Genomic DNA, 12594 nt, shown 5'->3' with positions numbered 1-12594 from the left:
CGAACACGCGTTCTATACCCTGTGGAGAACGATCACGCTTCTCCCCGCCGTCGGTGTGGCCCACGCCGGGTACGGTCGTTCACGATGGAAGACCTGGGCGTGAGGATCCTGCTGTTCGTCGTCATGCTGGCCTCCGGCGTGCTCCTCGTCTGGTCGGCTCATGCCGCCGCGTCGGGACGCCTCAAGCGGAACCAGCTCGCGGGGATCCGCGTCCCGAGCACGATGGCGAGCGACGAAGCCTGGCTGGCGGCTCACGTCCGGGCCGAGCGACCGACACGACTCGCCGGGTTCGCCTCGATGGCGAGCGCGGTGTTCGCGCTCCTCCCGCTCTCCACTCCCCTGCTGGCGGCCGGGGTGCTCCTGGGAGGCCTCGCGATGCTCGGGTTCGTGCTCTACGGCGCCCGCGTCGGCATCCGGGCAGCCACCGAGGTGTCCAAGAGCTCCAACGGCTGAACCTCCCTACGCCGGCCGCGGGGCGTACATGATGACGGCCACCCCGACGAGGCAGATCAGTGCCCCCGTGACGTCCCAGCGGGCGGGCCGGAAGCCGTCGACCACCATGCCCCAGACCAGCGAGCCCGCCACGAACACGCCGCCGTACGCGGCCAGGATGCGGCCGAAGTGCGCGTCGGGCTGGAGGCTCGCGAAGAACCCGTACAGACCCAGGGCGATCACGCCCGCGCCGATCCACAACCATCCGCGGTGCTCGCGGAACCCTTGCCACACGAGCCAGGCGCCGCCGATCTCGAACAGTGCGGCTCCCAGGAACAGGACGATCGATCGGGCAGTGTTCATGATGACCATCCTGCGGGACCGGGTGGCACAGCGCGTCGGGCTCCGCTCAGCGTCCGAACACCTGGGTCCACCACGGGCCGCCCGCGCCGGGCTCCATCCCCAGGCCGTGCCGGGTGAGGTCGCAGTTCAGGATGTTGGCGCGGTGCCCAGGGCTGGCCATCCACGCCGCGACGACGGCCCGGGCGTCCGCCTGCCCGCGAGCGATGTTCTCCGCGCCGAGCCCCGCCACCCCGGCGGCGTCGGCACGGTCCCACGGGCTCCGCCCGTCGGGTGTCACGTGGTCGAAGAATCCCCGGGCGGCCATGTCCCGCGAGTGGGCCAGTGCCAGGGCGTCCAGGGCAGAGTCCGCGCGCAGGGCGCCACAGCCCGCCGCAGCACGCTCCGCGTTGACGAGCCCCAGGACGCCGTCGGCCTCGCTCGCGGCCGTCCGGGCACCGGCAGCCTTGCCGGCCGCCTTGACCTCGGCCCCGCCGTCGGCGTCACCGTCGGCGCCCTGGTCGGCGCCGTCCCCGCCAGCGTCCTCCCCGGCGGCGCCGTCCCCGTCGGCACCGTCCTCGTCAGTTCCGTCGCCGTCAGCAGCCTCCCCGTCAGCAGGTGGTGCGCCGGCGTCCGACGGCGCGTCCTCGGCGTCGGCAGCGTCGGAGCCCGAGTCCGAGTCCGAGTCAGCGTCCTCACCGTCCGCCGAGTCCTCGTCCACGAAGCCCTCGCCGTCGGTCGCGACCTCGCCGTCCGCGGAACCCGCTCCGCCGGCCGGGCCGCCACTGCCGTCCGGTGCACCGCCGTCGTCCCCATCGGTCCCGGCCTCCGGGCGCTCCAGCGATGCCTCAACCGCCATGACCGTCGGGGCGCCGCCACCCAGGTGGTCGCTGATCCGGAGGGCTCCCGGCGCGACCAGCGCCGTCGCGAGCACGAGGACCAGGCCCACGGCAAAGGTGGCCAGGAGCGCACCGAGCTGACGCAGGCCGCTGCGGGGTCTCCGTCGACGCGACACGCAGGAACCGTAGCGCCCCGGCCGCCCCGGGCGAAAGGCACGGCTACAGGGCCGAGCCCTGCGCGATCACGTATCGCTCGTACGCCGGAGTGCGGCGCACGGCCTCCGCGTGGGCGTAGACGGCGGCCGCCCGGACACGGTCCACGTCGAAACGTTCCCCGGCGTCGCCTCGCCAGGCGACGTACTGCGTCCAGCGCAGCGGCTCGCCCTCGAGGGCGACCGCCCGGACACCCGGCAGGTCGAGCAGCAGCGGCTGCACGAGCGCGATCGCGTGCCCGCCCTTGACCTGCTCGACCGCGGAGGCGCGCTCGGTCTCGCTGACCTCCCGGGGTGTGAACCCCGAGCGCGCGCAGGCGGCGACGAAGCACCGCTCGAAGCATCCGTCGCCGGGGGCGGACAGCCAGTTCTCCTGCGCGAGCTCGCCCAGCGGCACCTCGTCGTCGCCGGCGAGGCGGTGGTCCTCCGGCAGCAGCACGAACACCGGGTCCGTGCGGAGCCGGGTCCACTCGACACCACCGTCGGTGGGCAGGACGGCGTCGCCGCACGCACCGACCAGCGCGATGTCGAGCGTGCCGTCGGCCAGCCGCACCGCCGCCGCGTCCGCCGACCAGGACGTGAAGGACGTGACGTTCACCCCGGCGAGGTCGGCGCGCAGGCGGTTGAGGAAGATCCCGCCCAGGACGGTCGAGACCGTCCCCACGCGCAGGGACGTGGCGGCGTCGGGCCGGGCGAGCACGTGCCGGCGTACGTCGTCGTGGAAGGCCTCCATGGCCGGCAGCAGGACGCGCGCGTGCCGCAGCACGAGCTCGCCCAGCGGGGTGGTGCGCGTCCCGTGCCGGTCGCGCACGAACACGGGCCCGCCGAGGGCCTGGTCGATGCGGTTGAGCTGTGCGGACAGGGCCGGCTGCGCCATGCCGAGGGCAGCGGACGCCTTCGTGACGCTGCCCTGCTCGGCGACGACGGTCACCAGCCTCAGGTGCCGGAGGTCGATCTCCATACCGAGAAGATATCTCCGCCAGAGCATTCGTGGGATGACCCGTTGGTCACATCGGCCCCGGACCGGCCGTGGTGCGCTCCAGGCACGGGCAGTGTGCACACTGTTCCCCACAGTACCGACGAGAGGAACCACGATGGCGGAACGCGTGACGTTCGCGTCCAGCACCGGGCCCCGGCTGGCCGGGATCATCGACGAGCCAGAGGGCGACGTGCGCGGCTGGGGACTGTTCGTCCACGGCTTCACGCTGGGCAAGGACTCCCCCGCAGCGGCACGGATCTGCAAGCAGCTCGCGTCCGAGGGCATCGGCATGCTGCGCTACGACAACCTGGGGCTGGGCGACTCCGAGGGAGACTGGGGCGACGGGTCGTTCACGGTGAAGGTCGCGGACACGGTGCTCGCGGCCGAGCTCATGGCCGCCCGCGGGACGCCGGTGAGCCTCGTGGCGGGCCACTCCTGGGGCGGCGCCGCCGCCATCGCGGCAGCGCCGGAGATCCCCGACGCACGGGCGGTGGTCACCGCGTGCGCGCCGTTCGACCCGAGCCACGCCGAGCACCACTACGACGAGCTGGTCGACGAGGTCCTCGAGAGTGGCAACGCCGTCTGGCAGGTCGGCGGCAAGCGCCTCAATCTCAAGCGCGGCATGGTCGAGGACGTCCGCGAGGCCGACCTCGAGCACCGCATCCCGCAGCTCGGGCTGCCGCTTCTCGTCATGCACTCCCCCACCGACAACATGGTCGGGATCGACAACGCGAGCGAGATCTTCCGCGCCGCGCGACACCCCCGCAGCTTCGTCTCGCTGGAGGGCTCGAACCACCTGCTGACCAAGCCCGGTCAGGCGCAGCGCGCGGGCCGCATCATCAGCGCGTGGGCCGACCCGTACCTCACGCCGGCCTGAGCCCGGGCGGGCAGCCGCTCAGGCCGGCGCGAGGAACCCGTCGCGGACCATCCCGCGCACCGCGGGCAGCAGGTCCGCCGCGAGGTCCGACGGCGGCACGTCCAGCAGCGCTGCCAGCGCACCCACGGTCTGACCGACCGTCAGCTCGCCGTCGCACACGCCCACGAAGGCCGCCAGGCCGGTCGAGGCCTGCACGCCGCGGCCCAGCCCGTCGCCCTGCCGCACCACGATGACGTTCGGGTCGGTGGCACCCGGTGAGAGGTACCGCTCCTCGGTGACGTCGCCCGCCACGACCAGGCGCTGGCCAGCCAGCGCCTGGTCGTCGTGGCGCTCCAGCCAGTCGTGCGCGGCCAGCGAGGCCGCGAGGTGCCCGCCGAGCGGCTGCCGCAGCGACCCGTGGTGCTCCTCCAGCCGCCGCAAGGTGACGCGCCCGGCGTCCGTGCCGCCGTCGGCCGCTGCCACCGGCCGGCGCAACGTGACGATGCCGAAGCCGACGGCCTCGACGTCGCGGGAGGCGAAGTCGTCCAGCCAGGCGCCGTAGGCCGCCGTCCAGGCTCCCGGCTCCCGGGCGGCCGTGGTGCCCCCGTCGCGGATCCACGTCTCGGCGTACTCCGCCGGGTCGAGCACCTCGCGCTCGATGACCCAGCCGTCCAGCCCGGAGTCGTCCAGCCAGGCACCCACGCGCTCCGTCCAGGGCTCGCCGCGGCGGTGCTCCCAGTTCACGAGCATCTGGGCCACACCGCCCGGGGCGAGGACGGACCCGACACCGGTGACGAGGTCCCGCACGAGGTCGTCGCCCGACCGCCCGCCGTCGCGGTACTCGAAGTCGCCGAGCGCCTCGGCCACGGTGGCGCCCGGCGCGCCTGTGCGCGGCGTGATGACGAACGGCGGGTTGGAGACGACCAGGTCGAACCGGTCGTCGGCGACCGGCTCCAGCATCGAGCCGCGCCGCAGCGTCAGGTCGGCGCCGGGCACGTTCAGGGCCGCGTTGAAGCGGGCGAAGGCCAGGGCACGGTGCGAGATGTCCGTGCCGACGACCGAGTCCGCGTGCCGAGCGGCGTGCAGCGCCTGGATGCCGCAGCCCGTGCCGAGGTCCAGCACCCGCCCGACCTGCTCGCGCACCGTGACCTGGGCCAGCGTCAGCGCCGCACCACCGGCGCCCAGCACGTGGTCACCGGCGAGCCGGCGTCCCGTCACCGCCTCGCCGAGATCGCTGGCGAGCCACCAGGCGACCGGCCCGCTCGCGTCGGTGGCGGCGTACGGGCGCAGGTCGACGACGGCGCGGACGGGATCGGCCGAGCCCTGGCCGGCCGCTCGGACCAGCCCGAGCCGTGCGGCGCCGTCGGCCCCGACCCCGGGCAGCGCGCCGTCCAGCGCGGCCCGCGAGACGTCGTCGCCGAGCAGGAAGAGCGAGGTGAGCGTCGCCCGCGCGTCGTGGAGCCCGGCCACGACGCGGCGGGCGGGCAGCGGCTGCTCTCGGTGCAGCGCGGCCGACGCGACGTCGCCCAGCAGGTCCTCGACGCCGTCGACGGTGAAGCCGGAGGTCTCCAGCGCCGACCGCAGCGCCTCCACCTGCCCGGTGTCCCCGGACGGCGCGGGCGCAGAGGTCATCCGCGGCACCCGGCGTCGAGGTACTCGGTCACCGAGGCGTGCGCGGTGGTGGCCCGGGCCGTGTCCACGTCGGAGACGGCCAGGGTCATCGCCGAGGCGACCGCCTGGTCGTCGTCGGCGTCGATGTCCTCGAACGCGCCGACCGCCTTGTCGAGGTAGGCGGTCATCCCGTCCCAGCCCGGCACCTCCGCCGTGTCCTCCACCGAGCTGATGGAGCGGTGCGCCTCGCGGAACCCCGCGACCAGCAGGCGCGGGTGCTCCTCGTCGACCCCGGCCAGAGCGCGGTTGGTCTCGGCCCAGGCCTCCTGGAGCGCCACGCACTCCTCGTCGACCGACGGGGAGGGGGACGCGCCGTCGCCTCCGCCCATCGAGAGGTCGGACTCGATCGAGATGGCGGGGGCCGGCTCGGAGGCCGCCTGCGGCGACCCCTCGGAGGAGCCGCAGGCGCCCGCGACCGTCCCGGCGGACACCGCGACCACGAGGGCGACGACGGTGCGGCGGGTGCGCGGACGGAGCGGCAGCATCCCACCATGGTGGCCTATCGGTCGTCCGCGCGGGAAATCGCGGTGCCGCCCGGTGAGGCGTCTCACGCGGCAGATCGGACGAGTCCGGACGAGTCGGTGCGCGTCGGGGGCGTCGGGGGCGTCGGCGCGCGTGGGGACGAGCCAGGGCGCCGTCAGGGCGCGTCAGGAACCGCGGAAGCGGCGCAGTCAGCGCCCAGGTACTCGGTGATGCGCTGGGACGCGGCGGTCATCGCCTGGGTGTCGTGCTGCTGCAGCGCACCGGCGACGGCCTCCTCGACCTCGTCGTCCTCGGCGGCCTGCGCCGCGTCGGCTGCCGCCGTCACGTACGTCAGCACGGTGGCCCAGTCGGTGATGACCGCGCCGGGAGGGTCGACCTTGCTCAGGTTGTCCCGCGCGCCGACGAACCCCGTGCGCAGCGACTTCGGCGACTCCGCATCCATCTGGACCTGCGCGGACGCGGCACGCGACCACGCGACCTGGGCGGACGCGCACACCTCCGGGGACACGACGGCGGCGGTCGCGACGTCGGAGCTGCCCTGCGCGTCGCCACGGATCAGGTCGACACCGGCGGCGGCTCCGATCCCCGCCACGAGCGCCACGCCCGTCGCGACGAAGAGCGTGGGCCTGCGCGCGAAGAGGCCCGTGGCCTTCCGGCGCGGCAGCGAGATGGCCGCGGAGCGGGCGCGGGTCGTGACGTCCTGCACGACGGCGGCACCCCCGGCCGGCTCGCCGCCTCGACGGGTCGCGGGGCGGCGAGAGGAGCGGGACCGGCGGGACGGCGCCGGGTCCGGAGCCGTGTCCGGCGCGTCCGGCGCGGGGGTGCCCGACAGTCGGGCGTCCGACGCCGGGGCGTCCGGCGGGGCGGCATGCGTCGCGGCGGGTGCGGCGCCGACGACCGGGTCTGCACCCGACGGCTTGCGCGACCGGGACGTGCGGCGGGACTGCTTCTTCCTGCGGGTCTTGCGGTCCTTGTCGCGGAACGTCCCGGCGACGTCCGTCGTGCCGTCGAGGACGTCGTCGAGCGCCGGGACGTCGGTCGGGACGGCGGAGCTCGCCCAGGGCGGTGCCGGTGCGGCGGCCGGCGCGTCCCAGGGCGGTGCCGGCAGGCCGCCGTCGACGGCAGTCGGCGCCTCCCACGGGGCAGGTTCATCGACCCCGCCCGCCGCCACCGGACCGAACGGGAAACCGGCCTGACCAGCGGCGACGGAAGAACCGTCGGCGGGCGGCAGCGCCTCGTCGTCCGCTCTGCTCCGCCTCATGTTGGCGAAGGCTACCCAATGACGCTCCGAAGGTGTCCAGATCGTTGTCTTCCCGCCCTTGACCCGGGCACCCCCCGACGGCCAGATTGTGCGAGTGAGCGCAACCATGACGGGCATGTGGGTCCCCCCTGAGCAGGATCCGCGGGCGACCGGCATCGACCCGGTCGGTGAGAAGGAGACCCTCTGGGAGTACCTCTGCCGGTACCGCATGACCCTCGTCATGAAGTGCGAGGGTCTGGACGCCGAGCAGCTCTCCCGGCGGAGCGTGCCGCCGTCGAACCTGTCCCTGCTGGGCCTCGTGCGCCACCTCGCGAACGCTGAGCACCACTGGTTCACGCGGGTGCTCCAGGGCACCTCGGCGCCCGGGCCGTTCGAGCGCCCGCGCGCCGTGGACGTCGACTTCGACGAGGTCTACCCCACCGAGGAGTGCGCCGACGACGCCTGGGAGGCGTGGCACGCCGCCGTGGACGCCGCCGACGAGCAGATGGTCCACGAGGAGCTCGGCCGCGAGGTGCCGTTCGACGGCGGCACCGTCGAGGTGCGTGACGTCATCATCCACATGGTGGAGGAGTACGCCCGCCACATGGGTCACGCGGACCTGCTGCGGGAGTGCATCGACGGGCGCACCGGGCTCTGAGGAGACCCGGGGCGGACGGCGCGCAAGAGGTCTCCCGACGCGCCGCCGAGCAGTCATCACGCTATAAGGATTCAATGCGGTGACCGCGCGGCTCCGCACGGTCGCCCGGCGCCCGTGTCGAGATAGCTGAGACACTGTCTCAGCGGGTGCACGAGCCCCTGATCAGCAGGTATTCCTGCGGCAACTGTCGCCGGGCGCCTGGTCGACCGATCGTCGAAAACGATTGCCAACATCGACCATGGCCACTAACGTTGTCATCGAAAACCTTTTCGCACGGCGGGCCAACGGAGGCTCGTCCCGGGAGAACAGGATCAATGATGACCCGAGCACCATCCTCGCGAGCCAAGGCCGCACGGCGGACAGGGGCACTCGCCACCCTCGCCGCCATGGTGATGTCGACCGGCATCGGCATCGGCGCCGCACAGGCCGCCGGCTCCACGCTGCACGAGGCCGCCGACGAGTCCAACCGCTACTTCGGCACCGCGATCGCGGCCAGCCGGATGAACGACCAGCAGTACATGAACATCGCCAACACCGAGTTCGACATGATCTCGGCCGAGAACGAGATGAAGCTCGACGCCCTCGAGCCGCAGCAGGGCCAGTTCAACTTCAGCACCGCCGACCAGATGGTCGACTGGGCGATCAGCAACGGCAAGCAGGTGCGCGGCCACACGCTGGCGTGGCACTCGCAGCAGCCCGGCTGGATGCAGAACATGGAGGGCCAGCAGCTCCGCAACGCGATGCTCAACCACGTCACCAGGGTGGCCGAGCACTTCGAGGGCAAGATCCACTCGTGGGACGTCGTGAACGAGGCGTTCGCGGACGGCTCGTCCGGCGCCCGCCGCGACTCCAACCTGCAGCGCACCGGTAACGACTGGATCGAGGCGGCCTTCTACGCGGCCCGCGAGGCGGACCCCAACGCGCGGCTCTGCTACAACGACTACAACACCGACGACTGGAACCACGCCAAGACCCAGGCCGTGTACAACATGGTCGCGGACTTCAAGTCCCGTGGCGTGCCGATCGACTGCGTCGGCTTCCAGGCCCACTTCAACTCGGGCAACCCGGTGCCCAGCAACTACCACGAGACCCTGCAGAACTTCGCCGACCTCGGCGTCGACGTGCAGATCACCGAGCTCGATATCGAGGGTTCCGGCACCTCGCAGGCGGAGCAGTTCCGCGGCGTGACCCAGGCCTGCATGGCGGTCACTCGCTGCGCCGGTATCACCGTGTGGGGCGTGCGGGACACCGACTCGTGGCGTGCGCAGGGCACCCCGCTGCTGTTCGACGGCAACGGCAACAAGAAGCAGGCCTACAACTACGTGCTGGACCAGCTCAACAGCGGTGACGGCAACGCGTACGAGGGCGACAACGGCGCCGGCAACCCGGGCGACCCCGGTGACCCCGGTGACCCGGGCGACGGCTCCTGCACGGTCACCGTCTCCTCCGGCGAGTCCTGGGGCGACCGGTTCAACACCACCTTCGAGGTCTCCGGCGCGGACGACTGGGTCGTGACCATCAACACCGGATCCGGCCAGTCCCTCCAGAATTCCTGGAACGCCGACGTCTCCGGCACCAGCGGAACGCTGACCGCCACGCCCAACGGCAACGGCAACGCCTTCGGGATCACTCTGTACTCGAACGGCAACACCTCCACGCCGACCGCCAGCTGCTCGTCCAGCGACGGCGACACCCCGGCGGCCGACGACTGCACGGTCTCGGTGACGAAGACCGACGAGTGGGGCGACCGGTTCAACACGACCTTCGAGGTCGCCGACGCCGACGACTGGACCGTGACGATCAACCTCGGTTCCGGCCAGTCGCTCCAGAACTCCTGGAACGCCGACGTCTCCGGCTCCACCGGAACGCTGACCGCCACACCGAACGGCAACGGAGACAGCTTCGGCATCACGCTGTACTCCAACGGCAACACCTCGGCCCCGACGGCGACCTGCACCACCGCCTGACGGACTGACCGACCCCTTGATCCCCGCTTCCGGGGTGCCGCACAGGCACCCCGGAAGCGGGGATCTCGTCGTTCCCGACTGGTCCGTCAGCTCGAGGCACGCACCACGAGGCGCGCCTCCAGGACCTCGTGGACGTCGGCGGTACGCCCCGCGAGCCGCTGCCCGAGGAGCGCCACCGCCTGCGCGCCCATGACCTCCCGCTGCTGCTGCACGCTGGTCAGCGAAGGCCGTGCCCGGCGAGCGAGCATCGTGTCGTCGTAGCCGACGACGGCGAGGTCGGCCGGGACGCGCAGCCCGGCGTCGAGCGCGTGGTCCAGCGCGTCGACCGCCTCGACGTCGTTGCGGGCGAACACGGCGGTGGTGCCGTCGTCGAGCAGCGCGTCGAGCGCCGCCGGACTCGGCTCGACGACCTGCACGCGGTCGGCGAGCCCGGCGGCGTGCATCGCCGCCTCGTACCCGCGGCGCCGGGCGACCCCGGCCGGACGGGTCGACGACGTCACGTGCGCGATGCGTGTGTGCCCCCGCGCCACGAGGTGGTCGACGACGAGCGCCGCGCCCTGCTCGTCGTCGTTGTTCACGGAGTCGACGCCGACCACGGGCGCTGCCGTGCGGCCGACCATCACCACCGGCGCACGCCGCGCGGCCGCCGCGAGCACCTCCTCGGGCACCCACGACGACACGACGACGAGCCCGTCGACGCCGAGGTCGAGGAGCTGCTGGACGCGGTCTGCGAGACGTCCGCGATCGCGCGAACCGTGCGCGAGGACCACGGACAGCCCGGCTTCCTCGGCGGCGGCCTCGACCGACGCGACGATCTCCGTGTGGTACGGGTTGTCCAGGCTCGAGATGACGGCGCCGAGCAGCATGGACCGTCCCTGCTTGAGGGTGCGTGCCGTCAGCGACGGCCGGTAGCCGACCTGGTCGGCGACGACGAGGATGCGTTCCCGCGTCCGCTCGGAGACGCCGGGGTCGCCCCGCATGGCCAGCGAGACGAGGGACTTCGACACCCCGGCGGCGGCGGCGACGTCGAGCAGGGTAGGTCGGGAGCGGGCTGAGGCGGCGGGCACGGACTCATCCTGCACCGGCCGGGCCCGATGTCGTGCAAGGGAGCCCGGTGTGCGGCGCGCCCCCATCTGGAACGTTCCAGAAGTTCCGTCGTCGTTCACCGTGCCGCCACCCGCACGACGCCGCCGCGTCGACGCCCGTCCCTAGCGTCGCCGTCGTGACGATCGCCCCCAGCCCTGAGGCTCCGCGCCCCGAGACCCTGCCCGCCGTGCCCGAGCTCCCCGCTGCCCTGCGCACCCGGCCCACCGCGCTCCTGCTCGACTTCGGCGGCGTCGTGCTCACCACGAGCAAGCGCCCCGGCGGGCTGGACGCGATGGCCGAGCACGTCTCCGCGACGCTCGCCCGCGCCGGGCACCAGCGCTCCGCGGCGGAGCTCCTGCCGGTGCTGCGCGGCGGCAAGAAGGCCCTCAAGGACTGGAAGAACGCCTCGTCCCGGCTGCTGGCGCCCACCGAGCTGGACCACCGCACCATCTGGCGCGAGTTCTACGGCTCTCCCCTGCCGGCCCCCGAGCGGGAGGTGCTCGCCGGGTCGGCGGGCCAGCTCCAGGAGACGATGACCCGCACCCTCACCGACCACACCGTGCGACCCGGCGTGCGCGAGCTGCTGGACGCCGCCCGCGACCTCGGCGTCCCGGTCGGGATCGTCTCCAACGCCCACTCGGGCCGCGCGCACCGCGCGATCCTCGCCGAGCACGGCCTCGCCGGCGCCTTCGCCGTGCAGGTGTACTCGGACGAGGTCGGGATCCGCAAGCCGCACCCGGGCATGATCGAGCTGGCCGCCCGCGCACTGGGCACCACTCCGGAGCGCTGCTGGTACGTCGGCGACACGTTCGACCGCGACGTCGTCGCCGGACGCCGCGCGGGCACCGGCGCGGTGATCCTCACCCGTGACCACCACACCGACCGGCCGCCGTTCCCCGTCGCCGAGCAGCCCGACGTCGTCCTGGAGGACCCCAGCGGGCTCGTCGAGCTGTTGGCGCGCTCGCAGCCGGGCGCCCCAGGCCGGCCGCCGGTCCCGCCGTCGTCCGCAGCCGAGCGTCCCGTCAGCGCGCTGCTGCTCGACCACGGCGGGGTCATCGCCGTCTCCCGGCCCGACGACGCCACGCGGCGCGCGTTCGCCGCCCGCCTTGCGGCCGGGCTCAGCGCCGCCGGGTACCCGACCGCCACCGACGAGGCAGCGCAGGTCCTGGAGAGGGCGCGCGCCGCGCACAAGGGCTGGAAGAACGCGTACGACGGCGGGACCACCGTCCCGGAGATCGACGCGACGACGTTCTGGGTGGAGCTCGTCGGACCGCTGCTCGACCACCATGGCCCGGCGGTGCGGTACTGGCTGCGCGCCGAGGCGCACGCCCTCATGGTCGACTACGCCCGGACCAAGTCCACCCCCACGGTGCGACCCGGCGTGCGCGAGCTGCTGGCCGAGGCGCGCGACGCCGGCATCCCCGTCGCCGTCGTCTCCAACACGGTGTGCGGGCGGGCCGTGCGCTCCGAGCTCGTCGAGCACGGCCTCGACGACCTGATCGGCGCGCACGTCTACTCCGACGAGCTCGGGCTCCGCAAGCCCGACCCCACCACCGTCCGCACCGCGCTGGCCGCGCTCGGCGTCGACGGTGCCCGCGCGGTGTTCGTCGGCGACAAGCCGCACCGCGACGTCGCCGCCGCCCGTGCAGCCGGCGTCGGGACCGTCGTCGTGGTCCGTGGTGGTGCCACACCCGACGCGACGCTCGACGCTCTCGGCGCCGACGACCCGCTCCGGCCCGACCACCTCGCGGCGGGCATGACCGACGTCGTGTCCCTGCTGCGCACCCACGCCGCGACCCCCTGATCGCCGGCACCCGCCGGTCGCCCTGGAA

General features: G+C 73.5%; 12 protein-coding genes. 5 read left to right on the top strand and 7 right to left on the bottom strand.

Going from position 1 to position 12594, the window contains the following annotated elements; translation table 11 throughout:
• The first annotated feature begins 84 nt into the window (after positions 1–84).
• A complete protein-coding gene (locus ACWAT2_RS05490) occupies positions 85–453 on the top strand; it encodes an SdpI family protein (RefSeq protein ID WP_402373784.1) in 369 nt (122 codons plus the stop codon).
• 6 nt (positions 454–459) lie between these two features.
• Here ACWAT2_RS05490 and ACWAT2_RS05485 read toward each other — a convergent pair whose 3' ends face one another.
• The 3 genes from ACWAT2_RS05485 to ACWAT2_RS05475 are packed head-to-tail and all read right to left on the bottom strand — an operon-like array spanning position 460 to position 2783.
• On the bottom strand, positions 460–795 hold the full coding sequence (locus ACWAT2_RS05485) for a YnfA family protein (RefSeq protein WP_402373782.1): 336 nt from the start codon (positions 793–795) through the stop codon (positions 460–462).
• A gap of 46 nt (positions 796–841) precedes the next feature.
• Positions 842–1786 carry a CAP domain-containing protein gene (locus ACWAT2_RS05480; protein ID WP_402373780.1) on the bottom strand — a complete coding sequence of 315 codons (945 nt, stop codon included), beginning with the start codon at positions 1784–1786 and terminating at the stop codon, positions 842–844.
• 43 nt (positions 1787–1829) lie between these two features.
• Positions 1830–2783: a LysR family transcriptional regulator gene (locus ACWAT2_RS05475; protein ID WP_402373777.1), complete on the bottom strand. Its 954-nt coding sequence runs from the start codon at positions 2781–2783 to the stop codon at positions 1830–1832.
• Positions 2784–2916: 133 nt separating this feature from the next.
• Here ACWAT2_RS05475 and ACWAT2_RS05470 point away from each other — a divergent pair, with 133 nt between their 5' ends.
• A complete protein-coding gene (locus tag ACWAT2_RS05470) occupies positions 2917–3678 on the top strand; it encodes an alpha/beta hydrolase family protein (protein WP_402373775.1) in 762 nt (253 codons plus the stop codon).
• Positions 3679–3696: 18 nt separating this feature from the next.
• Here the strand turns inward: ACWAT2_RS05470 and ACWAT2_RS05465 are convergent, their stop codons facing one another.
• The 3 genes from ACWAT2_RS05465 to ACWAT2_RS05455 form a co-directional block, all read right to left on the bottom strand.
• A complete protein-coding gene (locus tag ACWAT2_RS05465) occupies positions 3697–5289 on the bottom strand; it encodes a DUF7059 domain-containing protein (RefSeq protein ID WP_402373772.1) in 1593 nt (530 codons plus the stop codon).
• Positions 5286–5813, bottom strand: a complete 528-nt coding sequence (locus ACWAT2_RS05460; protein WP_402373770.1) for a hypothetical protein — start codon at positions 5811–5813, stop codon at positions 5286–5288. Before ACWAT2_RS05460 ends, ACWAT2_RS05465 begins: the two co-directional genes overlap by 4 nt.
• A gap of 152 nt (positions 5814–5965) precedes the next feature.
• On the bottom strand, positions 5966–7072 hold the full coding sequence (locus ACWAT2_RS05455; protein WP_402373768.1) for a hypothetical protein: 1107 nt from the start codon (positions 7070–7072) through the stop codon (positions 5966–5968).
• Between the two features lie 115 nt (positions 7073–7187).
• Between ACWAT2_RS05455 and ACWAT2_RS05450 the strand changes: the two genes are divergently transcribed.
• Both ACWAT2_RS05450 and ACWAT2_RS05445 read left to right on the top strand, forming a co-directional pair.
• Complete coding sequence (locus ACWAT2_RS05450; RefSeq protein ID WP_402373765.1) at positions 7188–7709, top strand: DinB family protein; 522 nt, start codon at positions 7188–7190, stop codon at positions 7707–7709.
• 386 nt (positions 7710–8095) lie between these two features.
• Complete coding sequence (locus ACWAT2_RS05445; RefSeq protein ID WP_402373763.1) at positions 8096–9676, top strand: glycoside hydrolase family 10 protein; 1581 nt, start codon at positions 8096–8098, stop codon at positions 9674–9676.
• A gap of 86 nt (positions 9677–9762) precedes the next feature.
• Here the strand turns inward: ACWAT2_RS05445 and ACWAT2_RS05440 are convergent, their stop codons facing one another.
• The gene (locus ACWAT2_RS05440) at positions 9763–10743 is read right to left on the bottom strand and encodes a LacI family DNA-binding transcriptional regulator (protein WP_402373760.1); all 981 of its coding nucleotides are present in this window, start codon (positions 10741–10743) and stop codon (positions 9763–9765) included.
• Positions 10744–10898: 155 nt separating this feature from the next.
• Between ACWAT2_RS05440 and ACWAT2_RS05435 the strand changes: the two genes are divergently transcribed.
• Entirely contained in the window at positions 10899–12566 is a 1668-nt protein-coding gene (locus ACWAT2_RS05435; RefSeq protein ID WP_402373757.1) for an HAD family hydrolase, read from the top strand.
• Positions 12567–12594: the final 28 nt, after the last annotated feature.

The sequence above is a fragment of the Isoptericola sp. GX10416 genome (assembly GCF_056590155.1).
Note: the sequence above shows the minus strand (reverse complement) of the source record. Positions and strands in the feature narration are given on the sequence as shown.